The 25057-nt window shown below is 54.3% G+C and carries 21 protein-coding genes; 9 read left to right on the plus strand and 12 right to left on the minus strand.

Annotated elements, in window-relative coordinates; genetic code table 11:
• Positions 1-81 precede the first annotated feature (81 nt).
• Positions 82-3156 carry an efflux RND transporter permease subunit gene (locus ACIGCM_RS13340; RefSeq protein WP_397502540.1) on the minus strand — a complete coding sequence of 1025 codons (3075 nt, stop codon included), beginning with the start codon at positions 3154-3156 and terminating at the stop codon, positions 82-84.
• 5 nt (positions 3157-3161) lie between these two features.
• Positions 3162-4265, minus strand: a complete 1104-nt coding sequence (locus ACIGCM_RS13345) for an efflux RND transporter periplasmic adaptor subunit (RefSeq protein WP_397502541.1) — start codon at positions 4263-4265, stop codon at positions 3162-3164.
• Positions 4266-4357: 92 nt separating this feature from the next.
• Here ACIGCM_RS13345 and ACIGCM_RS13350 point away from each other — a divergent pair, with 92 nt between their 5' ends.
• Positions 4358-4996: a TetR/AcrR family transcriptional regulator gene (locus ACIGCM_RS13350; RefSeq protein ID WP_397502542.1), complete on the plus strand. Its 639-nt coding sequence runs from the start codon at positions 4358-4360 to the stop codon at positions 4994-4996.
• Between the two features lie 7 nt (positions 4997-5003).
• Here the strand turns inward: ACIGCM_RS13350 and ACIGCM_RS13355 are convergent, their stop codons facing one another.
• Complete coding sequence (locus ACIGCM_RS13355) at positions 5004-5792, minus strand: class I SAM-dependent methyltransferase (RefSeq protein ID WP_397502543.1); 789 nt, start codon at positions 5790-5792, stop codon at positions 5004-5006.
• A gap of 357 nt (positions 5793-6149) precedes the next feature.
• On the opposite strand from ACIGCM_RS13355, the gene ACIGCM_RS13360 reads away from it, so the two are divergent.
• From ACIGCM_RS13360 to ACIGCM_RS13390, 7 genes are all read left to right on the plus strand, one after another.
• A complete protein-coding gene (locus ACIGCM_RS13360) occupies positions 6150-6455 on the plus strand; it encodes a DUF2282 domain-containing protein (protein ID WP_397502544.1) in 306 nt (101 codons plus the stop codon).
• Positions 6456-6480: 25 nt separating this feature from the next.
• Positions 6481-7377, plus strand: coding sequence for a DUF692 family multinuclear iron-containing protein (locus ACIGCM_RS13365; protein ID WP_397502545.1), 897 nt, complete (start codon positions 6481-6483; stop codon positions 7375-7377).
• A 2-nt stretch (positions 7378-7379) separates the two neighbouring features.
• Positions 7380-8141: a DUF2063 domain-containing protein gene (locus ACIGCM_RS13370; RefSeq protein WP_397502547.1), complete on the plus strand. Its 762-nt coding sequence runs from the start codon at positions 7380-7382 to the stop codon at positions 8139-8141.
• A gap of 12 nt (positions 8142-8153) precedes the next feature.
• The gene (locus ACIGCM_RS13375) at positions 8154-8666 is read left to right on the plus strand and encodes a DoxX family protein (protein ID WP_397502548.1); all 513 of its coding nucleotides are present in this window, start codon (positions 8154-8156) and stop codon (positions 8664-8666) included.
• A gap of 458 nt (positions 8667-9124) precedes the next feature.
• Entirely contained in the window at positions 9125-10372 is a 1248-nt protein-coding gene (locus ACIGCM_RS13380; RefSeq protein ID WP_397502550.1) for a TolC family protein, read from the plus strand.
• Positions 10369-11859: an efflux RND transporter periplasmic adaptor subunit gene (locus ACIGCM_RS13385; RefSeq protein ID WP_397502551.1), complete on the plus strand. Its 1491-nt coding sequence runs from the start codon at positions 10369-10371 to the stop codon at positions 11857-11859. Before ACIGCM_RS13380 ends, ACIGCM_RS13385 begins: the two co-directional genes overlap by 4 nt.
• Positions 11856-14978 carry an efflux RND transporter permease subunit gene (locus tag ACIGCM_RS13390; protein WP_397502552.1) on the plus strand — a complete coding sequence of 1041 codons (3123 nt, stop codon included), beginning with the start codon at positions 11856-11858 and terminating at the stop codon, positions 14976-14978. The genes ACIGCM_RS13385 and ACIGCM_RS13390 overlap by 4 nt, the downstream gene beginning before the upstream one ends.
• Positions 14979-14983: 5 nt before the next feature.
• On the opposite strand, the gene ACIGCM_RS13395 is transcribed toward ACIGCM_RS13390, so the two are convergent.
• From ACIGCM_RS13395 to ppc, 5 genes are all read right to left on the minus strand, one after another.
• Complete coding sequence (locus ACIGCM_RS13395) at positions 14984-15865, minus strand: DUF72 domain-containing protein (RefSeq protein WP_397502553.1); 882 nt, start codon at positions 15863-15865, stop codon at positions 14984-14986.
• Complete coding sequence (locus ACIGCM_RS13400) at positions 15865-16209, minus strand: hypothetical protein (protein ID WP_397502554.1); 345 nt, start codon at positions 16207-16209, stop codon at positions 15865-15867. The genes ACIGCM_RS13395 and ACIGCM_RS13400 overlap by 1 nt, the downstream gene beginning before the upstream one ends.
• A 128-nt stretch (positions 16210-16337) precedes the next feature.
• A complete protein-coding gene (tsaB, locus tag ACIGCM_RS13405) occupies positions 16338-17018 on the minus strand; it encodes a tRNA (adenosine(37)-N6)-threonylcarbamoyltransferase complex dimerization subunit type 1 TsaB (protein ID WP_397502555.1) in 681 nt (226 codons plus the stop codon).
• A 202-nt stretch (positions 17019-17220) separates the two neighbouring features.
• Positions 17221-17868: an adenylate kinase gene (adk, locus tag ACIGCM_RS13410; protein ID WP_397502556.1), complete on the minus strand. Its 648-nt coding sequence runs from the start codon at positions 17866-17868 to the stop codon at positions 17221-17223.
• A gap of 270 nt (positions 17869-18138) precedes the next feature.
• On the minus strand, positions 18139-20775 hold the full coding sequence (gene ppc / locus ACIGCM_RS13415) for a phosphoenolpyruvate carboxylase (RefSeq protein WP_397502557.1): 2637 nt from the start codon (positions 20773-20775) through the stop codon (positions 18139-18141).
• A gap of 200 nt (positions 20776-20975) precedes the next feature.
• On the opposite strand from ppc, the gene ACIGCM_RS13420 reads away from it, so the two are divergent.
• Positions 20976-21320, plus strand: coding sequence for a pilin assembly protein (locus tag ACIGCM_RS13420; protein WP_397502558.1), 345 nt, complete (start codon positions 20976-20978; stop codon positions 21318-21320).
• 124 nt (positions 21321-21444) lie between these two features.
• Here ACIGCM_RS13420 and ACIGCM_RS13425 read toward each other — a convergent pair whose 3' ends face one another.
• The 4 genes from ACIGCM_RS13425 to ACIGCM_RS13440 form a co-directional block, all read right to left on the minus strand.
• On the minus strand, positions 21445-21774 hold the full coding sequence (locus ACIGCM_RS13425) for a hypothetical protein (protein ID WP_397502559.1): 330 nt from the start codon (positions 21772-21774) through the stop codon (positions 21445-21447).
• Complete coding sequence (locus ACIGCM_RS13430) at positions 21771-22652, minus strand: alpha/beta hydrolase (RefSeq protein ID WP_397502561.1); 882 nt, start codon at positions 22650-22652, stop codon at positions 21771-21773. The genes ACIGCM_RS13425 and ACIGCM_RS13430 overlap by 4 nt, the downstream gene beginning before the upstream one ends.
• Positions 22649-23395 carry a TIGR00266 family protein gene (locus ACIGCM_RS13435; protein ID WP_397502563.1) on the minus strand — a complete coding sequence of 249 codons (747 nt, stop codon included), beginning with the start codon at positions 23393-23395 and terminating at the stop codon, positions 22649-22651. The genes ACIGCM_RS13430 and ACIGCM_RS13435 overlap by 4 nt, the downstream gene beginning before the upstream one ends.
• Positions 23396-23757: 362 nt before the next feature.
• Complete coding sequence (locus ACIGCM_RS13440) at positions 23758-25053, minus strand: flavohemoglobin expression-modulating QEGLA motif protein (protein WP_397502564.1); 1296 nt, start codon at positions 25051-25053, stop codon at positions 23758-23760.
• Between the last annotated feature and the right edge of the window lie 4 nt (positions 25054-25057).

Raw genomic sequence — 25057 nt, forward strand, 5'->3', positions numbered from 1 at the left:
CGCTTATCCCTGCCTGCGCCAATAGATAGACAAGCCAAACCCGCAATAGCTCCCTTGTCGTGCACAAGGGAGCTGAACAAACTAGTTACCGGGTTTCTCTTCCACCCTGAACCAGGCTGCATAAAGTGCCGGTAAAAACAGCAGCGTCAGCGCCGTCGCGACGATCAGCCCGCCCATAATCGCCACCGCCATTGGCCCGAAAAAGATACTGCGCGACAGCGGAATCATCGCCAACACAGCAGCCAGTGCGGTCAAGGCAATCGGCCGGAACCGGCGTACAGTAGCATCGATAATCGCGCTCCAGCGATCATGCCCGGCACTGATGTCCTGCTCAATCTGGTCAACCAGGATTACCGAATTGCGCATAATCATTCCCGACAGTGCGATGGTACCGAGCATGGCCACGAATCCAAACGGCTGATTAAACAGCAGCAAAAACAAGGTCACACCGATCAACCCGAGTGGCGCGGTAATAAACACCATTGCCGTGCGTGAGAAGCTTCTGAGCTGCAACATCAACAGCGTCAACACCACTACAACAAATAGTGGCATACCGGCATTCACCGACTTCTGGCCTTTGGATGAGTCCTCAACCGTGCCGCCAACGTTTAGCAAATAGCCTGAAGGCAGCTCAGCACGAACTTGATCCAGGGTCGGTAATATTTGCGTGATGATGCTTGAAGGCTGCTCTTTACCGTATACGTCTGCACGAACGGTGACAGTCGGCAGGCGTTCACGGTGCCAGATGATGCCTTCCTCAAAGCCGTATTCCAGCGTCGCAACCTGAGACAGCGCAACACTTTTCCCGCTGCTGGTCTGGATCGCCAAACTCGGCAGCATGTCCAAGCTATGCCGTTCTTGGTCCGTACCGCGCAAGAGTATTTCGATCAACTCATCGTCATCGCGAAACTGGCTGACGCTGTTGCCTACCAAGGTACCGCGCAAGAAATTGGCGACATCTTCTGAGCTGACACCCAGAGCTCGCGCACGGTCCTGGTCAATATTGACCCGCACGACTTTGCTTGGCTCTTCCCAGTCCAGATGCACATTGGTCACATAAGGGTTTTCCCGCACTTTAACGGCGACCTCACGCGCCAGCGCCCGCACCTTATCGATGTGCTCACCCGAGACCCGCAATTGAATTGGATAGCCCACTGGCGGGCCATTTTCCAGCCGTGAAATACGGGTGCGCAGGGTCGGGAACTGCTCTCTCATGGTTTGGATCAACCAGCTGCGAATTTCCTCACGCTGCTCAATGCTTTTGCTGAGCACAACAAACTGGGCAAAACTGGCAGAAGGTAACTGTTGGTCGAGTGGCAAGTAGAAGCGCGGCGAGCCTGTACCCACGTAAGCCACATAGTTATCAATGCCGTCATGGGCTTTGAGCAAGGCTTCCAAACGCAGGGCTTGCTCCTCAGTGGCCCGTAAAGAAGCCCCTTCAGCCAGTTTCAAATCGACCATGAGTTCAAGGCGATTCGAAGCAGGAAAGAACTGTTGCGGTACCAGTTTGAATAAGCCCAGTGAGACCACAAACATAAGCACCGTAACCACAATCACTGTCTTACGGTGGCGCACGCACCAGGTAATGGTGCTGCGTACACGCCGATAGAAAGCGGTCGAGTAAGGGTCATGCCCCGCAGCATCACCGCCATGCTTTTGCGCGTGGAGCTTGGCAAGATCAGGTAAAAACTTGGCCCCCAGGTAAGGCACAAAAACCACAGCAGCAATCCATGAGACCAGCAACGCAATCGTCACCACCTGAAATATCGAACGTGTGTACTCCCCGGTACCTGACTGCGCGGTGGCAATCGGCAAGAACCCTGCGGCGGTAATCAGAGTGCCGGTCAACATTGGGAAGGCGGTACTGGTCCAGGCAAAACTGGCTGCTTTCAAGCGGTCGTAGCCCTGCTCCATCTTGATCGCCATCATCTCAACCGCAATGATCGCGTCGTCCACCAGCAAGCCAAGGGCTAGCACCAGCGCACCCAAGGATATTTTGTGCAAGCCAATGCCCAAGTAATACATGGACGCAAAGGTCATCGCCAGCACCAGGGGAATCGACAGAGCCACCACCAACCCGGTGCGCAAGCCCAGTGAGAAAAAACTCACCAGCAGAACGATGATCAGTGCTTCTGCAAGGACTTGGACAAACTCTCCGACACCCGACTTTACCGCGGCAGGTTGATCAGACACTTTGTGCAGCTGCATCCCCGCGGGCAAGGTTTGCTGGATGCGGGCGAACTGTTTCTCAAGTGCATCACCGAGCTGTAAAATGTCACCCCCGGCCTTCATCGAAACCGCAATGCCCAGTGCATCCTCACCCATAAAGCGCATACGCGGTGCGGCTGGATCATTGAAGCCGCGTCTAACCTCGGCAACATCACCCAGCCGAAAGGTGCGCCCGGCAACGCGAATTGGAAAATTACGAATTTCTTCAGGCGTTTTGAATCGACCGTCGACACGGACCTGGACACGGTCGGTCGGGGTTTCAAAAAAACCAGCTGTGGTCACGGCGTTTTGCTGATTGAGCGCCTGCTGTACAGCGGCCAAGGACAAACCTAAAGTCGCGGCCTTGGTATTCGACAGTTCAATCCAGATTTTTTCATCCTGCAGGCCGAGCAATTCAATCTTGCCGACGTCCTGAACGCGCTGCAGCTGCAGCTGTATGCGGTCGGCATAGTCTTTCAGAATCGGGTAATCAAATCCCTTGCCGGTCAGTGCATAGATATTACCGAAGGTATCGCCAAACTCATCATTGAAGAACGGGCCTTGGATACCTTGCGGCAAGGTGTGGCGGATATCGCCCACTTTCTTACGCACTTGGTAGTACAGCTCTTTTACTTCAGCAGGCTTGAGGTAGTCGCTGGCTAAAAAGGTTACCTGGGACTCACCCGGGCGCGAGTACGAGATCAACTTCTCGTACTCGCCGGTTTCCATGAGCTTCTTTTCGATGCGATCAGTCACCTGCCGCGCCACTTCTTCAGCCGAAGCGCCTGGCCAATTGGTGCGAATAACCATGGCTTTGAAGGTAAACGGTGGATCTTCGCTCTGCCCTAGCTTGGTGTAAGAGATTGCCCCCACCACACTTAGCAAAAGCATGATGTAGAGAACGATCTGCCGGTTGTTAAGTGCCCAGCGCGAAAGGTTAAAATCCATCGGAGTTAGTCCTTCGCCGTCAGCTTGATTGCGCGGTTGTCGCGATCCAATGGCTTAACTTGCTGACCCTCTTGCAAAACCTGAGTGCCCGCCGCAACCACCCAGTCGTCCGCCTTGAGGCCGGCCAGTACCGGTACAGAGTTATCCTTGTACGGCCCAACACGCACGGGCGTGCGCTTCAGCGTTGAATGCTGCGGATCAACCACCCATACATAGGGCTCGCCAGCATCAGCTGTGAGCGCAGAAAGCGGCACGGCTAACGCCACCTCGCCTTCACGGGCAATGTACACCCGAGCGCTCTGGCCCAACTCTGCCGGTACTTCTCCTGCGTTAAAAGCCACACGCGTGGCGAAGGTGCGTGACTGCGCATCAGCTGCCGGTGACATCTCGCGGATATGACCTTTAAAGCGTTTATCCGGCTGTGACCACAACTCAACAGTTACCTGCTGGCCCACCTGGTAATGCTCGAAGGCTTGTTCCGGCAAATCAATACGCACTTCACGCTCACCGTCCACAGCCAGTGAAAAGACCGTTTGGCCGGCTGCGACAACCTGCCCGACTTCCACCTCTCGCTGAGCAATCACGCCGTCTTGCGAGGCGGCCAGTACCGAATAGTCACTCTGGTTGTTGGCGACATTAAACTCCGCCTGAGCTTGCTTCAGACGTGCAGCCCCTGCGCGATAAAGGTTTTCAGCGTTGTCATATTGCGAGCGGCTGACCAACTGACGGCCCTGAAGAGTCTTGTAGCGGTCGCGCTCGGCCTTGACCAATTGCAAATTCGCCTGTGCAGACGCCACTTGTGCGCGGGACGACTCGAGCTGCAAACGCACGTCTTGCGGGTCAAGCTCGGCCAATGGCTGGCCCTTTTTGACCCGATCACCCACATCGACCTGCCGCTTGATCACCTTGCCGCCAATTCGGAATGCCAAATCAGGCTCATAACGGGCACGCACTTCACCCGGATAGGTATCCTGCAGCGCTGCAGAAGGCACCGGTTGCACCACCAATGCCGGACGCACCACCGGCTCGGTTTTTTCACCGTTACCGCAGGCGGCCAAGGCGGCCATAAGACTTATAGGAAGTGCAGCTCGCAAGACAACCTGGAACATGACCGAAGGCCTTTGAGGAAAGTTTTAGAATATTTATACTCGTCGGTATAGTATAAATACCAAACTCACCAGTCCAGTATTAAAAAACGCCAATGCCAAACAAGTTGTTGCAGACAAACGGCCCAGGTCGCCCCAAGGATCTTGCAAAGCGCAGCGCCATTTTGGAAGCAGCTAAAACGCTGTTCCTGCGCAATGGCTATGACGGCAGCAGCATGGATGCGATTGCTGCAGAGGCTGGGGTTTCTAAGCTCACGGTGTACAACCACTTCACCGATAAAGAGACCCTGTTTTCAGCAGCAGTCAAAGCCAAATGCGAAGCGCAAATACCCGAACTGTTATTTGAACTGAGCGATGACACGCCCATCGAGACAACATTGCTCAATGTAGCCCTGGCCTTTCATACCCTGATTAACAGCCGCGAGTCGATTGAGCTGCACCGGGTCATGGTGAGCCTGAGCGGCCAGGACACCAAACTGTCCAAGCTGTTTTTTGAAGCCGGGCCACAGCGCTTACTCCATGACATGCAGCGCTTACTGGAACGCGCCAACGCCAGCGGCAAGCTTAAAATTGAAGACAGCCATATCGCCGCGGATCAGTTTTTCTGCCTGATAAAGGGCGGCGCAAACTTCTGCGTATTGATTGGTCTGGAGGACGCCCTTGAAGGTGATGAGGCCCTGCACCACATCAAGCAACACGTCGCCATGTTTATCCGCGCTTACAAAGCCGATTAGTGCCTGGTTACTTGTCCGCTGGAGCCAGTTTTTTCAAGGGGTAGATATCGTACCGGCTGGATTTTCCTTCAAGCGCATAACCAGGCTTTGCACCCTCAACTATTGGCGCTTTACGCGGACGTTTAACCACCACCCGGTGTGTCGCTAATTTTAGCGCCGCCGCGAGTAGCGCTGGGGCATCCATGTCATCCCCCACCAATGGGCGGAATACGCGCATTTCTTTCTTTACCAGCGCACTTTTATCGCGATGGGGAAACATTGGATCAAGGTAGATCACCTGCGGGCGCTCATCTTGCCACTCCGCCATCAGACTGATCGCATTACCAATCAACAACTGCATACGTGCGGTAATAACAGCCACATCAGGGTCGCGTTCTGCACGCGTCAAACCATCCTCAAGCAGGGCTGCTATAAGCGGCTGACGTTCAATCATGCTCACTGTGCAACCCAAACTTGCCAGCACAAAAGCATCGCGCCCAAGCCCGGCAGTTGCATCCAGCACAAGCGGACGCACACCCGACTGAATACCCACAGCCTTGGCAATCATCTGACCGCTACCGCCGCCAAATAAGCGCCGATGAGCCACAGCGCCCTCAACAAAATCAACCCGTACAGGTCCAGGTGCTTGCGGGCCCAACTCGGCCAATTGCAAGCCGCCTTCGCCTAATTGCAGAGCAAACTCAGCTTCACCGCTTTGCGGCAAACCCAAACGTGCAGCCCATTGCGCAGCCGCGCCAGCCAAGTGTGGGGCCAGGGCATCCAAACGCACCAAGGCGATCTGTGTTTGTTCACTCATCTACATCTGCTCATCTGCAGCTAAATTGGTCTGGGTTGCGCAGAACTACCGCCGCTAACCTGATGCCTATTTTGCCAGAGCCTAGCGGGTAATGGTGGCTGACATGCACAACGCAGTAATACCCACCTGCAAACCCAATGGTTGGTTCGCACCTTTTAAATGTTTTTTCGATTAGAGCTGTAACAAACCGCTGTGTAGATTCTCATTAATAGCAGGCGCGCTTACTCACATAAATCGTTCCCTAGACGTTCTATTGACTAGCCAACCTGCTTATTGAATGCGCTCACAGCGCTTGTAATGTGTGTCGCCACCCCTGAGTTTGACCCTAACGCATCCTACGAACGGAGATTCACCTTTATGAATGGCAAAACTCGTACTGTTTCCGCTGCTAGCCTCGCACTCGCACTGGGTGCTGCTGTTGCACTGTCCTCTGCAGCAGTCACGACTGCACACGCTGCCGATAACGAAAAATGCTTCGGTATTTCCATGAAGGGCAAAAACGATTGTGCAGCAGGTGCTGGCACTACATGCGCTGGTACTTCAACAACCGACTACCAAGCCAACGCCTGGAAATATGTTCCAACGGGCACCTGTGAAAAAACTGAGTCGGCCACCTCACCAACTGGCTTTGGTCAGCTCACTGAGTACAAGCCAAAAGCTTAAGCACTGACGACGTGGAGCGCCGCACATGACATTACTCGCACAGTCCCATGCCTGCGGCGCCCGCGAGAAAAGCCCAGCCTTACCTATAGAGGTAGGGTTGGGGCTAAAAACGCAACACATCCAGCAAATTCTTAGCGAAAAAACCGATATCGGTTTTTTTGAAGTGCACGCCGAAAACTACATGGTTGCAGGCGGCCCCTTTCACCACCACCTATCTCAGATTCGTCAGCGTTATGCGTTGTCAATTCACGGGGTTGGCTTGTCTATCGGTGCGGAACACGCCATCGATGAAGACCATCTGGACCGTTTGGCTGAATTGCTCAATCGCTACCAGCCACATTCGTTCTCAGAGCACTTAGCGTGGTCAAGCCACGGCGAGAACTTTTATAACGACCTATTACCGATCCCCTACGATCAGGCCACACTAAGCCGTGTTTGTGAGCACATTGATCGCGTCCAAGAGCGGTTGCAGCGGCCCATGCTGCTCGAGAATCCTTCGACTTATGTTGAGTTCGCACACTCCAGCATGAGCGAAACCGACTTCATCAGTGCAGTCATTAAACGTACTGGCTGCGGCCTATTGCTCGACGTTAATAATGTCTACGTATCCTGCATTAACCACAATTGGAACCCGCAGCATTATATCGACAGCTTGCCGCTAGAAGCTGTCGGTGAAATACACCTGGCGGGCTTCGCTGAAGACCAGGACAGCTTGGGTGCACGCCTATTAATAGATGCCCATGGTTCACCCATCGACAATGCTGTTTGGTCGCTGTACAGCGATGTTCTCAAGCGCACCGGCCCACTGCCAACCTTGATTGAACGGGATAACGACATCCCTGCCCTTGCGGTATTACTCTCTGAAGCGCGACAGGCTGAAGCGTTATTGGCACGGCACCCGCAATTGCTGGAGCGCGCATAAACATGAGCGGCCAGCGTGATTTCTCCAGCGCATTACTCAATGCGAAGCAACCTTGTCCACCTCAGCTCAAAACCTGGAATGGCTCGGACAGCAGCAGCCGTTTTGCGGTGTATCGCAACAATGTTGTCAGTTCGCTGGTCAACGCACTGGCGGATAACTTCCCGGTGACATTGCAGTTGGTCGGCGAGCAGTTCTTCCGCGCAATGGCCAATATATTTGTACGCGAGTTCCCACCCCAGACGCGCATTCTAAGTAGCTACGGCGCAGGTCTTGCCCGGTTTATCGAGTCCTTTCCACCCGCTCGAACCCTGCCCTATCTTGCTGATGTTTCACGCCTTGAGTTTGCGCGTATCCAGGCGTATCACAGCGCCGATACCCCTGCCTTAGGTGCCGAGCAAATTGCTCAAGCACTGGCCAACCCCGAAGCGCTTGAACGGATGACCTTTACCCTACACCCCTCCCTTACAGTGCTTAATTGTGCCCACGCGATTGTTTCTTTGTGGGGTGCACATCAAGGACACATGGATATAGCGCGGGTCAATCCGAATAACGCCGAGCATGCTCTGATTTTGCGCAATCATTTAGAGGTTGAGGTGATGCAAATCTCCGCTGCCGCGGCAGCGTTTATTGGCGCGCTAATGGATCACCAAACACTTGCCGATGCAGCCGAATACGCCATGGCCTGCGAACTTAATTTTGATTTAACACCGACTCTAGCTCACCTGATTCAAGCAGGTGCAATTACCAACTACAGCACGGCCTAACAAGGACGAAACATGAATGACTTAACCCATCAACAGGCGTCAGCACCGGTACGCTTCATTACCAACCTGATCGATTTACTGCAAAAAATCCCCTACAGCTTGATTGCGTTTATCGGTCGTTTCTCCATTGCGGCCGTATTCTGGAAGTCCGGACAAACCAAGGTTTCAGGCCTTGAGATTGACATAGTTTCCGGCACATTCAATCTAGGCGCTCCATCACTCTCCCCTTCGGCAATTCCACTATTTGCGGATGAATACAAATTGCCTTTTTTATCTCCTGAGTTTGCAGCCACGCTATCTGCAAGCGCTGAACATATTCTGCCGATACTGGTGCTTTTTGGGTTTGCCACCCGCTTCTCTGCGATAGGCTTGTTGGTGATGACACTGGTGATTCAGTTGCTCGTTTATCCAAGCGCTTACCCAACACACGGCGTCTGGGCGGCAGTATTCTTAATGCTGATCAGCAAGGGGCCTGGCATTTTCTCGCTAGACCATCTGGTTGCCCGCCGATATGGTCTGAAGTAAAGTTAGCGAATATGTTTATTAAGCATGCACTGCGCATTTTGATCTGCCTGACACTGGCCTTTAATGGCTTGGTGCAAGCTGAGGTGCGCTTGCCATGCCCAATGAACGAGGCCAGCTCCAGGCAGCACAACGCAATGGAGTGCTGCGTTGAGCAAGTGGACACGGCTAAAAAACTCTGCAAAAGCGGTGTTCAGTGCCAAGCCATAAGCATTATGGTTCAGCTTCTAAGCTTTAAACCCCCTACCCAATATGCTCATCAGCCAGTTGTTTTGGCGAACACTGAGTTTATCGCAAGCGCTGCTCCCAGCAGCGTTTGGCGCCCTCCTCGCGCCTGATTCCCACCCTCTGTACTGAGTTGAAACCGGATCCATAACGATCCCGGTTAGTCGTTGCGCGTCTGTTTCTCCTTTGCAGGAGTCAGCACGTGACGCAACTTCCACATGATTGGAATCGTCGTAATGAATTTTAGATATCCAGGCTTACGCCCACTCGCCTGGGCCTTAGCCATTGGGCTCACCAGCAATGGTGCTCATGCGCTAACACTTCGCGAAGCCATGCGCGCAGCAGAACGTGATGCACCATCGCTCGCGGCCCAAGCCGCTGAAGTGGAAGCCGCACGCAACGATGCGATACCTGCTGGAGAACTACCTGATCCAAAGCTGCTGCTCGGCTTACAAAACTTCCCTATCAACGGCCCCGATAGCGGCGAGTTAAATGCTGTACCGATGACCTTTACAAAAATCGGTGTGAAACAGCAAATGATCAACAGCGATAAGCGCAAAGCCCGGGTTGATAGCGCCCATGCCAGCGTTGAACGGGCCAGTGTTAAACAACAGGTAGAACGTTTAAAGGTGCGCCGCGAAACCGCACTGGCGTGGATTTCAACCTTGGCAATTGAGCAAAAAATTGCTCTGTTCAAGACCCTTTACACCGAGAACCAATTGTTTAGCAAAGCTGTTAAAGCCCGCCTTGCCAGCGGTAAGGGACAAACGGCAGACAGTGTTGCACCAAAAATCGAGGCGGCACTGCTTGAGGAGCAGGAAGACCAATTACGTCAGCAGCTTGTTCAACAACGTGCTGCATTGCGCCGCTGGGTCGGCGTGCGCGCGAATGAACAACTAACGGGGCCGATGCCCAACTGGCCTGTTGATGCACAGCACTACAAACATAACCTCGACCGGCACCCTAATCTGGCAGTTTATGGGCCAATGACCAGCCAGGCAGAAGCACGGCTGCGCGAAGCACAAGCTGAAAAAAAGTCCGACTGGAGCTGGGAGGTCGCCTACCAAAACCGCGATCAGGATTTCGGTGATTTGGTGAGCCTGCAAGTAAGCATTGACCTACCGATCTTCAGTGGCTCACGCCAAGACCCAAAAATCGCCGCACGCCGCTCTGCGCTAAACCAAATCGAAGCACAGCGCGAAGCACAACTGCGCGCGCACATCCAACAGCTTGAGGACGATCTTGCCAGCTACCGGCGTTTGGATCGCGCACTCACGCGCAACCAAATGACATTGATTCCACTCGCCGAAGACAAAGTAAAACTGTCTATGGCCGACTACCGCGCGGCTCGCAATCAACTATCAACAGTGATCAGCGCCCGCCAAGAACTTATTGCAGCCCAGCTTAAGCAAATTGATATCAAAGAGCAGCGAGCACTGGCCAGCGCGCGCCTGTATTTCACTGACTTGGAGGCAGGCCTGTGAACATCCGCATTTTTCCAACATTAATCATTACGAGTGTCTTGTTTGCTGCCGGCGCAGCTGGAGGCTACTGGTTTGCCAACCAGCGACTCACGAGTAGCGCAATGTCAGCAGAGATGCCAAATAACGCTGCCAGTACAGAAAAAAAAGCCCTGTACTGGTACGACCCAATGTTCCCGCAACAAAAGTTTGATCAGCCAGGCAAGTCGCCCTTTATGGATATGCAACTGGTGCCGCGCTACGGCGGTGAAGCTGGCGATTCTGCTGGTGTCAGCATTGATTCAAGTGTCACGCAAAACTTGGGCATACGCCTCGCAACAGCAACATTAGGCTCGCTTAATCCTGAAATACAAGCCGCCGGCATTTTGACCCTTAATGACCGCGATGTTGCTGTTGTTCAAGCCCGCAGCATGGGGTTCGTCGAGCGCGTGTATGCGCGCGCTCCACAAGATGTAATACCCGCCGGGGCACCGCTGGCAGAGATATACGTACCTGAATGGTCCAGCGCCCAAGAGGATTACCTGGCACTACGTAGCAGCGGCGCGACCAACCTTATCGGCGCGGCAAAGCAGCGTATGCGACTGTCGGGTATGCCCGCAGGGCTGATCGCTGAAGTCGTGCGCAGTGGAAAACCACACCCCGAATGGACAGTGACCAGCCCTATCGGCGGAGTCATTGAGCAACTCGATATTCGTCAGGGCATGACAGTGTCCGCTGGCATGACCTTAGCCCGTATCAACGGGTTAAGCAGCGTTTGGTTGGACATCGCAGTTCCAGAAGCTCAAGCCACAGGCTTGGCTGCCAATCAAGCGATTGAAGCCCGCTTACCTGGCCTTGCTGGCGAGGTAATCAAGGGTCGTATCAGCGCCATTTTGCCTAAAGCGGATATGCAGTCACGCACCCTGAGCGTACGTGTTGAGTTGGATAATCCTGCAGGCAAACTGCGTCCCGGCCAAACCGCCAACGTGCGCCTCATGCAAAGCGCAACAGCACCCGCAATACTGGTACCAAGCGAAGCGGTAATCCGCAGCGGGCGTCGTGCATTAGTAATGCTGGCAAGTGCAGACGGTCGCTATCAAGCAACTGAAGTGACGTTAGGGCAAGAATCAGGCAATCAGGTCGAGATTACTCAAGGCTTAGATGCCGGCCAACAAGTCGTCGCATCGGGGCAGTTTCTGCTCGACTCAGAAGCCAGCTTACGCGGTATTGAGATAACAGCACTCGACGGCTCAAGCCGCGCCGTAATCAAACCTGCATTGCATCAGGCTGAAGGGCAAATTGTCAGCCTTGATACGACCAGCATCACCCTCGCCCACGGCCCATTCAAAACCTTGTCGATGCCAGGCATGACCATGCAATTCCCTGTTGCTGCCCCAGAACTCCTCGAAGGATTACAGGCTGGAGACGCTGTCCGAGTGGGTGTAAGCGAAGGTGATAGCGGGCTGGTAATTGAGCACATAGAACCTGTGAAAATGGAGATGCAGCCATGATCGCATCACTGATTCGTTGGTCTATCGGCAACCGCTTTTTGGTCTTGCTTGCCACTGCGTTTGCAGCGATGTGGGGGGCTTGGTCGGTGCAGAATACTCCCATCGACGCCTTGCCTGACTTGTCTGATGTGCAGGTTATCATCCGCACGCCTTATCTAGGCCAAGCCCCGCAGATTGTCGAAAATCAGGTTACCTACCCGCTAACCACAACCATGTTGTCAGTGCCCGGCGCGAAAACAGTACGGGGGTATTCGTTCTTTGGTGACAGTTATGTCTATGTCCTGTTCGAGGATGGCACAGACCTGTACTGGGCGCGTTCACGAGTGCTTGAATACCTCAGTCAGATCCAAGACAAGCTACCCGAAGGCGCGAAGCCCGTCTTAGGCCCGGACGCCACTGGAGTGGGTTGGATTTACCAATATGCTCTGGTCGACCGCACTGGCAAACATGATCTCAGTCAGTTGCGATCGCTGCAGGATTGGTTTCTCAAGTTCGAGTTAAAAACCCTGCCCAATGTTGCCGAAGTAGCCAGTATCGGCGGTATGGTCAAGCAGTACCAAGTCCAGCTCGACCCTTTGAAGATGGCAGGCCTGAGTATTACTCAACGCCAAGTCACTGACGCTATCGGCAAGGCCAATCAAGAAACTGGCGGTGCTGTAATTTCCATGGCGGAAAGCGAATTTATGGTCAGGGCCTCGGGTTATCTGCAGAACCTCAGTGATTTTCGCAGCATTCCCTTACGCCTTGACGCCAATTCAGTGCCGATTACCCTGGGTGATATTGCCAATATCCAGATTGGCCCAGAAATGCGTCGCGGTATTGCCGAGCTTAATGGCGAAGGCGAAGTGGCCGGTGGCGTGGTGATTTTGCGCAGTGGCAAAAATGCGCGTGAAACGCTGACAGCGGTGAAGCATAAGCTCGACTCACTCAAAGCCAGCCTACCGCCAGGCGTGGAGATTGTAAGCACCTACGACCGCAGCCAATTGATTGACCGGGCTATCGATAACCTGAGCTTTAAGTTGCTCGAAGAATTTATCGTGGTGGCCTTGGTTTGCCTGATATTTCTTTGGCATTTGCGCTCCTCGCTGGTTGCAATCGTTTCACTGCCTATTGGCATTTTGGTCGCATTTATCATCATGCAGCAGCAAGGTATCAACGCCAATATCATGTCCTTGGGCGGCATCGCCATCGCTATTGGCGCAATGGTTGATGCGGCGGTGGTTATGATCGAAAACGCCCATAAAAAGATTGAAGCCTGGCACGCTAAACACCCCAATCAAGCACTGCGCGGCGAACAACATTGGCAAGTGATTTGCGCTGCTGCCGTTGAGGTGGGCCCAGCACTGTTTTTCAGTCTGATGATTATCACCCTGTCGTTTATTCCGGTGTTCACCCTACAAGCGCAAGAAGGTCGCCTGTTTGCCCCGCTGGCTTACACCAAAACCTATTCAATGGCGGCGGCTGCAGGCCTGTCGATCACTCTCATTCCGGTGTTGATGGGTTACTGGATTCGCGGGCGAATTCCAGATGAAGAAAGAAACCCGATCAATCGCTGGTTAATCAAAATCTACCAACCTGCGTTGGATACAGTGCTGCGCAAACCCAAGGCAACCTTGGCTGTTGCTGCGCTGGTACTGATCAGTGCGGCGTGGCCCGCATCGCAGCTTGGGGGCGAGTTCTTACCGCCGTTGGATGAAGGTGACTTGCTCTATATGCCGTCGGCGCTGCCCGGTTTATCCGTACAAAAAGCGGCCGAACTGTTGCAAAGAACCGACCGTCTGATCAAAACGGTGCCTGAGGTCGCACAGGTATTTGGTAAAGCAGGCCGTGCTGAAAGCGCCACCGACCCAGCACCACTGCAAATGTTTGAAACCACCATTCAGTTCAAGCCCCGTGACCAGTGGCGTCAATCAATGACACCTGAGAAGCTTATTGAAGAACTCGACCGCGTGGTGAAGGTGCCAGGTCTAAGTAATATTTGGATTGCACCCATACGTAACCGTATCGACATGCTCGCCACCGGTATCAAAAGCCCGATTGGGGTCAAGGTGGCCGGGCCGAATCTGCAACAAATAGATCAGGTCACCCAAGCCATAGAGCGCATCGCGAAAAGCGTCGATGGTGTCAGCTCAGCCCTTGCTGAACGACTCACCGGCGGACGCTATATCGACGTCGACATTAACCGTCAGGCCGCCGCACGCTACGGGCTGAATATTGCTGACGTGCAGGCTATTGTTGCCAGTGCAATTGGCGGAGCCAATGTTGGCCAAACGATTGAAGGGCTGGCTCGCTACCCAATCAACGTGCGTTACCCACGGGAGTGGCGTGACTCATTGAGCCGCTTGGAATCCTTGCCTATCTACACCCAACAGGGCAATCAAATCACTTTGGGCAGCGTTGCCGATTTGAAGATTACCGATGGCCCGCCAATGCTCAAAAGCGAGAACGCGCGCCCGTCTGGCTGGGTTTATGTGGATGTACGCGGTCGAGATCTGGCGTCGGTTGTGGTCGACCTACGCAATACCCTGGAGCAACAAGTCACTCTGCAACCTGGCATGAGCTTGAGCTATGCCGGGCAATTCGAGTTTCTGCAACGGGCCAATGAGCGGTTAAAACTGGCTGTTCCGGCAACGCTGGTGATTATCTTCGTGCTGCTCTATTTGACCTTCTCGCGGTTCAGCGAAGCCTTGTTGATTATGACAACCCTGCCCTTCGCCCTGACCGGAGGCATCTGGCTCCTGTACCTGCTTGACTACAACCTTTCTGTCGCTACAGGTGTCGGCTTTATCGCGTTGGCGGGAGTCGCAGCGGAGTTTGGGGTGATCATGTTGTTGTACCTGAAAAACGCTTGGTTGGAGCGTCAAGAGCAAGGCTTCAGCGATCAAAGCGGATTACTCGATGCGATACGCCAAGGTGCAGTACAACGTGTGCGCCCTAAAGCGATGACAGTGGCGGTAATTATTGCGGGTCTCCTGCCGATCATGTGGGGCAGCGGCACCGGCAGTGAGGTGATGAGCCGAATCGCTGCGCCCATGGTGGGCGGCATGATTACAGCACCTCTGTTATCACTGTTTGTATTACCGGCGGCGTATTTGTTGATGCATAAAAAAGCGAGCTAAATCGCCTACAGTAGCCCCAGTTGCTCAGCTGGGGCTTCTATATCGAGAGCTGGCAACTCTGGCAGTCCGGGCAAGCGCGCCTGCAACTGCTCATGAAAACGCCGGGCCAACTGCGGTGCCAAGCGGTTATCTGAGGTGTGCAAAAACACATAGGGGCTCAGGTCCTGCTCGATCCAACTGGCAACTTTATCCAGCCACGGAGCCATGAATGGGTCATTCTCCAGCAATTGTGGATGACCAATGAAGCGCAATTGCGGCGCCTTGCTAAAGGCAGTGGGTCGAGTCGGCAAACGTGGCTTTTTATCCTGCGCATGAATAATTGCAGGGGCTGTCGAGGCGCAACTAAACAGTGCTCGTGAATCCAGACAAATGCGCTCTATGCCTTGATCCAGCAATAGCCGGTTAAGCGCACGCTCAGCATCGCCTTTGGCGAAAAACGCTGGATGGCGCACTTCTATAGCGAGAGCGCGTCCACCGAAATGTTCCGAGCTCGCGCCCCAATGCTCTATCAGCATTGATAATTCACTCAGGCGCTGCGGGCCAAAACTGGCTGGCAATTGCAGCCAGTAAGGTGCCACGCGTGCTCCTAGCGGAGCCAACAATCGACGGAAGTCATCCACGGCATGTAATTGCTCGCGCAAGTCACCGGCATGGCTGATATCACGCGGTAGTTTGGCGCAAAAACGAAAATGCTCCGGCATCGCCTGCGACCATTTGATGATGGTTTCAGGTGCGGGGCGCGCATAAAAAGTGGTGTTGCCTTCAACCGCATTGAACAGTCGGCAATAGTGCTTAAGGAACGCTGTGGAGGGGGTGCTTTGTGGATAAACTGCACCGCGCCAAGCAGCTTCACTCCATGATGGACAGCCGAGAAAATACGGCAGCACTAGGCGTAAAGATCGAGACCCAGCACCTGCTGCGCATCGGATTCAGTAATGAACTCAGCGGTGCTGCTATAGCTGGCAATCGCTTGGGAGGCTCGATTGCTGATGGCAGGCTGTTGGTAAGCAAGTGCTTGCCCCTGCAAGGCGCGACTCTGACCGGATTCGCTGGAGGCCTGTACCCGACGGATCTGAGGCGTTGTCTCAAAACCTTGGGTGGCGCCAACTGCTGCAGGTTGTTCACGGCGCGTCTCAGCCTCGCGCTGGGCTTCGCGATACGGGGTGACTGCAGTCCCCGAGCGAGGGCCACGATCTGGCGAGTATGAGAGTATGGAGCCGTCAATGCGCATCAATTAGAGCTCTGAAATCCAGTCAACACGGTGCTTGCAGCTGCAATTTAGCCCTGCGTGAGCGGCTTGGCAATCAACAACTGATCAGCCGTAAGCATTTTTTGCACCAATAGCCTTGTAACTGTGCATTAACGGGGCGCTTTGGGGGTTGCTACCTGATCACGTAGGTAAACCGGTTGCGCCTGATCGGCCACGACAGACTCTCCACGTGCCCAGGCAAATTGCGCCAGCGTCAGCAAATCTTGCGCATGGGGTAGCATCGAAGGATCCTGAGCGCTGGGCTGGACATTAATGCGCTCAGCAAATGTCCCCCAACCGGTCCCCGCAGCAAACCAGTCACCGCTTACCCCTTCCGGAAGAGCGGCTAACTCGGGGGCAAGTACAGCTTCACGCCCGAGTAAACGCATCTCCCCCTGTTGCGCCTGATAACACCCCCAATAGACCTCATCCATCCGAGCATCAATCGCTGCGGCAACCTGCACGGCGCCCTGCTCACGCAGGGAGCGTTGAGCCAACACGGCCAGGTTTGACACAGGAATAACGGGGCGATCCAGAGCAAATGCAAGGCCTTGCACCACCCCAATAGCGATGCGAATCCCGGTAAAGGCACCCGGCCCACGGCCAAACGCAATGGCATCGAGTGCGGACAAGGGTAAATTCGCCTCAGCCATCAGTGTTTTGATCATCGGCAGCAGGCGTTGAGCATGCTGGCGAGGTATCACTTCATAATGGCTGATGGATTTACCGTCGTGCAGCAGGGCTACCGAACAGGCTTCAGTGGCGGTATCGAGGGCCAACAGGGTGGTCATGGCTGGATCCAGCAAACAGATGGCCGCGCAGTATAAACGCTGCAGCCAAGAAGCTGTAGGCGTACGGCTCCCGGCTGTCTACCCACGATGTTTATGCGCCGACACAAATGGCCCAAACAACAACGGCCCGCCTAAGCGAGCCGTTGAGTGAAATCATACCGAGGTCAAATCAAAGCGTTGAGCCCAGTTGTTTGCAATTGTCTTAAGACAGCGCCGCCAATACCTTGGTGGTGATCTCATCTACAGAACCAACGCCAGCAACAGCGCTGTACTTTGGCGTGCCATTAGCAGCGGCCATCTTCTGGTAAAAATCTACCAACGGCTTGGTTTGCGAATGATAGACCGAGAGACGATGACGCACGGTCTCTTCTTTGTCGTCTTCACGCTGAATCAACGCTTCACCTGTCTCGTCGTCAACACCTGCGACCTTAGGGGGATTGTGCTCGGTGTGATACACACGGCCAGAGGCTGGGTGAACGCGACGACCGGCAATGCGGCTGACGATTTCTTCATCTTCTACAGCAATTTCAACCACGTAATCGATGATCACGCCCGCTTGCTGAAGTGCTTCTGCCTGCGGGATGGTGCGAGGAAAGCCGTCAAACAGGAAACCATTGGCGCAATCTTCTTGGGTGATACGCTCTCTGATCAGGTCAATGATGATTTCATCAGAGACCAGACCGCCGCTATCCATAACACCTTTGACCTTCAAGCCAAGTGGGCTGCCGGCTTTGACTGCGGCACGCAGCATATCGCCAGTCGAAATCTGTGGAATGGCGAACTTCTTGGTAATAAAGCCCGCTTGGGTACCTTTTCCGGCACCGGGCGCCCCTAGCAAAATCACGCGCATCGATGTGCTCCTCAACTTATAAGTATTAAATCAGTGGACTCGCCTCTTGGGGCCAATCTCAGAATATTCAGGGCAGCCGCAAACTCACTCAACAAACTGCCAAAGGCCGATCAAGATACACAGCAGTCCCACCCTGCACAAGCCACCGAAAGTCGGATACATCCCTCAGCACTGAGCACGGCCACTTAGGCACTGAGCACTACAACCCTGCTGGAACGGGGCTGCAGCGCTGCTAGCAAGGCTATTAACAGGCACCGAAAAGCGACTGAGTTACCCCGTATTGCGTAAACCTGCCGCAATACCGGCCACACTGACCAACAAAGCCTGTTCCAGAGGGCTATCTGCCTGATTCTCACGCAGCCTGGAGCGCGCCAATAGCTCAGCTTGCAACAGATGCAGTGGGTCTAGGTAGGTGTTGCGTACAGTGATTGACTCTAATGTTTCAGGGCTGTGTCCCAGCAGTTGCGACTGTTGAGTCAGACCTAGCACGCACGTACAAGCCTGCGACAATAGGTCGCGCAGATGAGCACCTAAGGGCTGCAACGCCAGGTCGACCAACTGCTCATCGTAAAGCCCTGCGATTGCCTCATCAGCCTTGCTAAGCACCATTTCAAGCATATCAATACGGGTGCGGAAGAACGGCCATTGCTCACGCATTTGTTCCAGTAAATCGCCCTCATCACGTTGCAACGCGTTGTTTAAGGCACGCTCCCAACCCAGCCACGCTGGGAGCATCAGCCGTGTTTGCGTCCAGGCGAAGATCCAAGGAATCGCCCGCAGACTCTCAACGCCACCCGCGCGACGTTTGGCCGGGCGACTGCCTAAGGGTAAGCGGCCGAGTTCTTGCTCAGGGGTTGCCTGACGGAAGTACTCAACAAACTCGGGGGTCTCTCGGACCACTGCGCGATAGCCACCGACGCCATCTGTGGCCAGTTTATCCATCATCTCCCGCCAGGCAGGTTGTGGGGCTGGCGGTGGCAAAAGTGTGGCCTCAAGCACGGCAGCCAGATACAAATTCAAATTCTGCTCGGCGATGTCCGGCAGGCCAAACTTGAAACGGATCATCTCCCCTTGTTCGGTCGTACGAAACCTTCCGGCAACCGAGCCCGGCGGCTGAGAGAGAATCGCCGCATGCGCTGGGCCACCACCGCGCCCGACAGTGCCGCCACGACCATGGAACAACAACAGTTCGACATCATGGGCCTTACAAATATCAACCAAGGCCTCCTGAGCCCGATACTGCGCCCACGCCGCGGCGGTGGTGCCGGCATCTTTCGAGGAGTCGGAGTAACCAATCATCACTTCTTGCGGGCCATGCAACCTGGCGCGATAGCCTTTGATGCCTAAAAGGCGGTCAATCACCGGCCCGGCGTTATCCAGGTCTGCCAAGGTTTCAAATAACGGCACCACCCGCATAGGCCGTAGCAGCCCTGACTCTTTAAGTAGGAGCTGCACCGCCAGCACATCTGAACAAGCACCGGCCATGGAAATCACATAAGAACCCAAGGATGCCGCTGGCGCTCGCGCCACTTCCCGACAGGTTGCCAACACTTCAGCGGTGTCTGCACTGGGTTTGAAATGCTCAGGTAGCAGCGGCCGCCGATTTTCCAGCTCGGTCAGCAAAAACTGCAAACGTCGATCTTCATCCCAATCGGCATAGCTGCCGAGGCCCAGGTAATCAGTGATTTCGTTAAGAGCCGCTGCATGTCGAGAAGCATCTTGACGCACATCCAGTCGAACCAAGAACAGGCCAAATGTAGCGGCGCGGCGCAGGCAATCAAGTAAAGGCCCATCGGCAATCACGCCCATTCCGCATTCATGCAATGAGCGATAACACAGCTGCAATGGCTCCAGCAGCTCTGCGTTATCCGCCAATACTGCCTCACTGGCTTGGGCCTCACAGTGCAGTGCATCTTGAGCCCAGCTACGGGTTGCACGTAAGCGCTCACGCAACTGTTTAAGCAAGGCGCGATAGGGCTCAGCGGTTTGCCCCACCACTGCACATAATTCTGAACTGGCCTCTTGCATCGACAGCTCAGCGGCGAGCTGATCAATATCGCGCAGGTACAAATCCGCCGCCATCCAGCGCGACAGCAACAGAACTTCACGGGTTACCGAAGCCGTGACATTGGGGTTGCCATCACGGTCACCGCCCATCCAGGAAGCAAATCGTATGGGCGCGGCTGTCAGCGGCAAATGCAGGCCGGTCGCTGCATGCAGGGCAATGTCTGCCTGACGCATGAAGTTCGGTACAGCCTGCCATAGCGAATGCTCGATAACGGCAAAGCCCCATTTGGCCTCATCAACCGGGGTTGGCCGGGTACGGCGAATTTCTTCGGTATGCCAGGCCTCTGCAACCAATCGGCGCAGACGATCACTGACCTGTTTTCGCTCATTGCCGGTTAAATCGCTGTGATCTTGATGCGCAAGTTCGCCAGCAATAGCGTCGTACTTTTGAATCAAGGTACGCCGCGCAACTTCGGTTGGGTGTGCCGTGAGCACAAGCTCAATGTCCAGCCGGCTGAGCTGGCGGGCCAGTTCATCGGGGCTATGGCCACTGCCGAGCAATCGCTGTAACAACTCACTCAGCACCCGCGATTCAAAAGGCTCTGGTTCAGCACTGGTTCGCCGGCGAATGCGATGATATTGCTCGGCGATATTGGCCAAGTTGAGGAACTGGTTAAAGGCTCGCGCGACGGGCAGCAACTCATCATCATTGAGGCTATTGAGGGTCTCACTGAGCTGCTGCGCACCCTCTTTGGAGCCACGGCGCGCTGCTTTTGCGCCCTTTCGAATGCGCTCGATTTTATCGAGGAACTCATCGCCATACTGGGTACGGATGGTTTGCCCCAGCAACTCACCCAGTTGGTGGACGTTTTCGCGCAAACGCGCGTCAATCTCAGCCATATTCGTGCTCCCCGTTACGTTAAACAGAGTGATGCATAACCCAAGAGTGCCCCATTGCGGCAATCTCTTACAAGCGCACGACATCGAACTCATTAAGCCAATTAGGGGTCTAGTCTTGTGTAGTAGGCGTGTTTCAGGAAATCACGCCGAACCAAGATCGCACTGAAGCCTGCCACGAGCGGGCAAAGGATGAGGTAATAATGAGAATTCGCGAACTTGTAGGCCATTGGGAAGAGAATGCTAAAGGTCGCCTGACCCGCAGCCCTTATCAAATCCACTTGGACGTTGAGGCGGCCGCACGTGTAGCGGCGTTAGCTGAGATGTACCCCAAACGCAGCCCTGAGGAGCTTCTGGGTGAGCTGATTGGTGCTGCGCTTGAAGAGCTGGAAGCCAGCCTGCCTTACGTCAAGGGCAGCCACGTAGTTGCAACCGACGAACTTGGCGATCCGCTGTTTGAAGATATCGGCCCGACACCGCGCTTTTTGGCGCTGTCGCGCAAATACCTGCACGACCTGACACAGCAGCAACAAAGCACGGACCACTGAACCGGGCGATTTAGCCCAATGGCTTAGACCTCACGCAGGCGCAAAACCTGCGTGGTGCCAACTTCTGTCGATTTAAAGCAGCTGCGCGGCGATTGAAACTTGCTCTGCAAAGCGAACCTCTGGCTTAGGGTTCAATCTTTTGCGGTGTCTTCTCGCCGACACAATGCACAGCCTGCTTGTGCTTATTGACCAAAACGCCACTCAGGCCTTTTTGCTCGGTATCAAACATCACCACAACACCATCAACGCACTGAGCCACTTCAGACGCAGGCTTCAGGGAGATTTTGTAGTCCTCACCCGGCACTGTCTTGAGCATGGTGAACTCAGACAGCAACAAGGCATCCTCCGGCTTCGAAAACTGTATGTAGCCATAATAAGTCAGTATCGCCACGGTAGCGCAGACAGTGGCTACAGCAGTCAAAATCATTGGAATTGCAGGATCACGTTCAGTCATTGCGGACTCTCAGAGTTAGGAACTTCAGCTAAGCGGCGCAGGCCCTTAAAGCCTTGCGGATCGCTCATAAACATCAACAACACCTGACGCCAGGTTGGGTCATTAAAGGTCTGCACATGCGGGCCACGGGTCAGTTGCAGAACCCTTGGCGCCGGAGCAGCTTTATACAAGCTAATCGCATTGGACACCGGCACCACGGCGTCATCGATGCTGTGATACATAAGTAATGGTAAGCCTTTGAGCTTGGGAATTGCAGCAATTGCACTATCACTGTCCGGCACAAACTCACTGAGTGGCGCTTGAAACAACCAAGTGAGCCACGATGTGCTCAGCACGTATTGAGCAACATCACGGTAGCTGGCCGGTGTGCCGTCGATGATTAACGCATCGATCTTGCTGGCCTGTTGTGGGCGCTCAGCCAAGTAGTGCACCGCCAGGGCGCCGCCCAAGCTTTGAGCGAGCACAAACACCGGCTTACCCCGGACCTCTGCTGCGTTATCAAGCTGAGTGAAGGCTGCATCAATGTCCTCATACAAGGCCGGCAAGCTCGGCTCACCTTCGGACAGACCGTAGCCGCGGTAATCGAGCATCAACACTTGATAGCCCTGCTCAGGCAACCACCATGGTCCGCCCAAATGCATGGCCATGTTGCCGCCATTACCATGCAAATAAAGAATTGTGCCTTTGACCGCAACCCCAGCCTTTGCTGGCAACCACCATGCATTAAGGCGGGTACCATCGGCGGCAGTCAGGTATTCGTCACGAAACTCAAGTCCGGCGCGCTCAGGGGTGAATGGCAAACCTTTCTCGGGATAAAACAACAGCGAACTACAGCCTTGCAGCAAAACGATTACCAGCAGTATAAAAAACCGCATCATTCGCCGCCCGCACGGACTTCTTCGCGCGCCTTGTAGGTGGCCTCATAAATACGGTCTGCCAGCCGCGAGAACGGCAAGCTCTGAATCCAAACGGTACCGGTGCCCTTGAGCGTGGCAAGGAATATACCTTCGCCCCCAAAGAGCATGCTTTTCAGGCCGCCTGCCAGCTTGATGTCGTAATCGATGCCCGAACTGAAACCAACCAGGCAACCGGTGTCGAGACGCAGGGTTTCATTATTCAGCTCTTTACGAATGACCGTGCCACCGGCATGCAAAAATACCAAACCATCGCCTTCAAGCTTTTGCAGAATAAAACCTTCGCCACCGAAAAAACCGGCACCCAAACGCTTATTGAAACTAATGCCAATGGACGTGCCACGTGCTGCACATAAAAATGCATTGCGCTGACAGACCAACGAGCCGCCCACCTGCGGCAGTGATACCGGCACGACACTGCCCGGATAGGGCGCAGCAAAGGCGACACGCGCTTGCTTCTTGCCGGCATTGGAGAAGTGGGTCATAAACATCGACTCACCAGTAACCATGCGCTTGCCCGCACTCCACAACTTGCCGAGTACACCAGAGGATGAACCATCGCCCATACGCGTTTCAAAGCGCACATCTTCTGTCATGTAGTTAAGCGCACCCGCCTCAGCAATCACAGCCTCTCCCGGGTCCAGAATCACCTCAACACTCTGCGCAGAGTTGCCGAGAATTTCGTACTCAAGTTCGTGGCTGGTCATTAAAAATCCTTAGGCGGGAGACTCGAATTTGAGCTTTTTCATACTTGCCGACAACACCAATCGAGGGCGTAGCGAGCGCAGGCCAGACAAGGCGCAGACCATCTGAAAAAGCGGAGTTTACTCCAGTAAATGAGCAGTTTTCAGAAGGGCTGCAACGCAGTATCGCCAAGCGCAGTAGCCCGTCCGTCAAACATACCAAAGCGGAGTTTACTCCAGCCAATGAGCAGTTTTCAGAAGGGCTGCAACGCAGTATCGCCAAGCGCAGTAGCCCGTCCGTCAAACACACCAAAGCGGAGTTTACTCCAGCCAATGAGCAGTTTCGGGCGCCATTCCAACGCAGCATCACCAAAATACAGGACGCTTTAAAGGATGTTGGCGTAGTCGGCTTCTATACGATCCAAACTCAGGTTGTTGAGGAAGTTAGAAAAACACATCCACGCCGACAGCGAGTTCAAATCACTGAACTGCGGCGGCAGGTATTTAGGTGGCACGACCAAGCCTTCATCCACCAACTGCCGTAAGGTACGCATGTCTTCGAGGGTGGTTTTACCGCAGAATAACAGCGGGATCTGCTCCAGCTTGCCTTTACGCACTGCGAGCTGGATGTAGTTGTAGATCATGATGAAGCCCTTCAGGTAGGACAAATCCTTGGTGAAAGGCAAGCCGGTCGGGGTCGAGCCACGGAAAGCGCGATTCGCGTTGCTGTAGCTCTCCTCCATGCCCAAACCCTGTTCGCGGTAGAACTCGAAGACCTCTAGAAAATCGGCGCCTTCCTCGGCCATATGAATGGCGCGGGTGCGATTGGTCAGCTTGCGCAAACGGGTTGGGTAGGAAGCGAAGCTAATCACTTCCATCAGAATGGCCAGGCCTTCCTGGGTCACTGTGGAAGATGGCGGCCCCTTAGCCAGGAAGGTGCAAATCGGCTGATTCTGACCGTTAAGAGTGGTGGCAACGTGAACCAGCCCCTCATGGACTTCGAGGGCTTTGACATCACGTTCGTTGAACATCGCATCGGTACGGATTTTTATGTAATCAGCACCGGCGGCTGCATCCGCCAAAATGCCGTCAGATTCAAATACACGGATGGTGTCTTCATGCTCACCGAATACCTTGTTCAGCCGGTGTTGCAAGAGATCGACTGCAGCCTTGGCGTTGAGGTCCTTGACCTCATCCTTTAAGTCGCCACGGCTATCAATGTTGTTGAGGAAACCGGAAAACATAACACCCAAATCAGCCAGCGTTGGGTCGCCAGCATGAAATGCGTCTGAGGCCGCGCCGTAGAGATCTTGCGAGATCAAACCGAAATCCTCGGTGCCTCGGGCCTCAAGCATGCGTATGACCATGCGGTATTCACGGCACATACGGCGCATTATCTGGCCAACGGGATTGAATTGCCCAAGTTGACGTGTGATATCGCGCTCGATGTTTTGAAATTCGAGTTTTTTGGCTGTCGCATCAAAAGCCAACGGGCGGCTGTCATAGTATGCGCGGTCGACTTTAGGCAGCATGGTTCCTTTGTGCTTAAGGAACTCATTACGCACGCTTTCGTCCCACTTCACCGCATCCAATACCCGAATGGGCGTTTGCGCCTCGACGATCCTGTCTGACAACGCACGGACGATTAGCTGATAATCATCCAAACCTACATAGCTGTTCATCACG

It is taken from the genome of Pseudomonas sp. NPDC078700, assembly GCF_044542375.1.
Lineage (GTDB): Bacteria > Pseudomonadota > Gammaproteobacteria > Pseudomonadales > Pseudomonadaceae > Aquipseudomonas.